This window comes from Rhodoblastus sp., from assembly GCF_052145335.1.
Lineage (GTDB): Bacteria > Pseudomonadota > Alphaproteobacteria > Rhizobiales > Beijerinckiaceae > Rhodoblastus.
In genome coordinates this window covers 1-2570 of record NZ_JBKQOU010000193.1, presented here as the reverse complement: position 1 = coordinate 2570, position 2570 = coordinate 1, and the positions used below count along the sequence as shown (strand labels likewise).

2 protein-coding genes and 1 pseudogene are annotated in these 2570 nt (G+C 58.6%); all 3 read right to left on the bottom strand.

Features of this window, described 5'->3' with window-relative positions; all coding sequences use genetic code 11:
- Positions 1–1017: plasmid replication protein RepC (gene repC / locus ACLP2E_RS12235; RefSeq protein WP_442466088.1), on the bottom strand; the 1017-nt coding region annotated here is incomplete at its 3' end.
- A 202-nt stretch (positions 1018–1219) separates the two neighbouring features.
- The gene (gene repB / locus ACLP2E_RS12230) at positions 1220–2281 is read right to left on the bottom strand and encodes a plasmid partitioning protein RepB (protein WP_442466087.1); all 1062 of its coding nucleotides are present in this window, start codon (positions 2279–2281) and stop codon (positions 1220–1222) included.
- A pseudogene (locus ACLP2E_RS12225) lies at positions 2278–2570 on the bottom strand (plasmid partitioning protein RepA); the annotation flags it as partial. The gene repB and the pseudogene ACLP2E_RS12225, both read right to left, overlap by 4 nt.

Sequence of the window (2570 nt, the reverse complement as noted above, 5' to 3'; positions counted from 1 at the left end):
ACAACTGATCCCACCCTTGGCGTAGTCGGCGATGTCGGGGCAGGCTTCGAGCACCATCCCCAGAGGAGAGGCGTTGGTCGCCGCGCTGATCCGTGTCGCATGGACTGCCTCCTGATCCTGGGGTCTTTGGGGAGAGCTCGGTTCTGAAACCATTGAGCCCGGATCGTCGGCCCTGCCTTTTCGGAGGCCAGGTTCAAGATCAATAGGAGAGTTTGGTTTTGAATTGTGTATGTGGCGCTCAGTTTGAGACTCATTGGCGCTTATATTTTGAGAATTGATGTGACTTTCCAACAGGCCGAGCACTTCGGCGGACAGCATCGCCAGTTCATCGGCCACGGGCTCCAACTCTTCCCTCGTCGCGGTGCGCGGAATCCTGGCGACCATCCCTCGAAACAGGTCGTGGACGGCAGACCAATCAGCCGGCCCCTGCCCCGCCCGCCGCGTCGGCGCGCCTTCTTCAATGCCGGTGGCAATCATCTTGCCGAGGTCGCGGCGGCAGATCGTTATCCGTTCGCGGACGCGTTTGAGCGCGCGCTCTTCGGCGCGCACGGCTTCGGCGAGCGATTCAAATTCATCGGCGCGCGCGACCAGGGGCGAAAGATCGAAACCGAAGGCGATCTCAATCTCCCCTGCCCCATCCTTGCGCGCATAGCGTTTGCCGTTGGGGCTGTCTCGTCGCACGATGAGTCCGGCGTCGACCAGCACGGCAAGGTGGCGCCGTAGCGTCGCCGGCGCCATGCCGTGCGCGCGCAGGCTGAGCTGGCGGTTTGACGGAAAGACCACGAGGTCTTCGCCAGCGAGCACGGTTTCCGGATGAAACGTCAGCAGCGCATCGAGCACCGCCAACGCGCGCTCGGACACGGCGAGACGCGCTCGCGCCGCGCAAATCGCTCGAAACACATTCCATTTATGCGCGAACTTTTCAGGTGGGCGCACCTTCGCCGCCGCCTGGCTCGCCACGTGGGCAAGTTTCAGCGGCCGCCGCCCAAAAGGCGTCGTTGGATTATGGGTTTCCACTTTCTTTCACCCTCTTCTAGGCAAAAGAAATACGCTCACCGAAACGGTGTTGAATCTCTCATGAGACTCTTGACAGTGATTCGCGGAAATGTGATTCTCGAATTCGCCAAAACACGAGAAGGGCTTCCGGAACTTTGTTTCGGGGGCCTTTTTCCTTTGTCGTTAGGTCTCCTGCAAATACACTTGGGCTACGCTCACGCCATCAAGACGGCTCCGGAGAACCAGCCTCAAATTCGAGATAGAGATCGCGAAGACGGTTCAGCACGAAATTGGCGAACTCGGGTGCCTTCTGTCGATCTATTGTAAGAGAAACGCGCTTCGCGTTCTGCGCGACCGTCGCCAGCGGCTCACCACTGGCTGCTCGCCAATTTTCGCTTTGGGCGGGGATTGACCGCGCCTTTGTCGAGGCAAGAACGCGCTTGAAACGCTCGTCGCTAGTAAGCGGCGCGAGGTCTGAGTCTAACGCTGCTTTCCGAACGGCCGAAGCGGTCTCACCCTTCGATAAATAGTCGGCGAGCTCAATCCAGCTGCGACGGCCGATGCCCGGCGCAGGGCCAATCGCATCTATAATCTCCTCGGGGATTTTGCTGACGACCGAGAGCATATTCGAGAGGTCGCTCTTGTAGACCGATAACGCCGCCATAATCGTTGCGCGGCTAAAACGCTCCTCAAGACGGCGAGCGAAGCGCGCTTTTTCGATATAGGAGAGGTCTTTTCGTTCGTGGTTTTCTTGACCTTGGGCGATGACGAGTTGCTCGTCGGTCAAGTCTCGGACCACGGCTTTAATTGGACGCCCAAGCGAAGTGACCGCCCGAAGTCGACGATGGCCGAATGCGACCTGAAACCGCCCCGTCTTTTCGGGGTGCGGACGCACAAGGATTGGATTGAATTGTCCGTGCTCGCGGATCGCTTCCTTTAAATCGGCCAGTCCCTCGGCGGAAGATGGCATTCGGTCCGAGATAAACGATGGATCAATGAGTGCCGGATCAAGTTCTATGATCACTTGTCCGGCGGTCAGCTTGCGCTCAATCTCTTCGGCGCGCTTCGCCTTCTCGTTGAACTCGCCAAGCGATTGCCCGATGGCACCGACGGGCGTCGTCGCCGGTTCGGAAAGCAATTCGGGCGAGCCCAAGATTGGGCGTGTCCGCAGACGCGTAGGCCGATGCGCATCGCTCGCCGTAGCTGCGTCCCCAGCCGCCGCAGACGAACCCTCGTTCGCGTGTCCTGCACCACCGAGATTTGTGAACAGAGCTTTTCGGCTCATGCCGCCCTCCCCCAAGCCTGGCGAATCGATGCTTCAATTTCAGCATTGACGAAGTTCACTGATTCGATGGCTCGGTCATAGGTCGACCGCGTGAACTGGTTCCGCTCGACTTCGTAAATTGTTTGGTTGGTCAGGCCAGCATCCGAAATCGCCGTGCTTTTCAGCATCGGATGAATCAGGACGTGTTCGCCGAAAATGGAGCGCAAAAAGGCTACCATCTGATTTTGCGGACCGTCTCCGGGCTCGAACCTTGTGATCAGATATTTCAACCAGTCATAGCTCGTCGAAG

What these genes read in the sequence shown, in the direction of transcription:
- repB (WP_442466087.1), bottom strand. Translation starts at nt 2,281, where the DNA reads ATGAGCCGAAAAGCTCTGTTCACAAATCTCGGTGGTGCAGGACACGCG.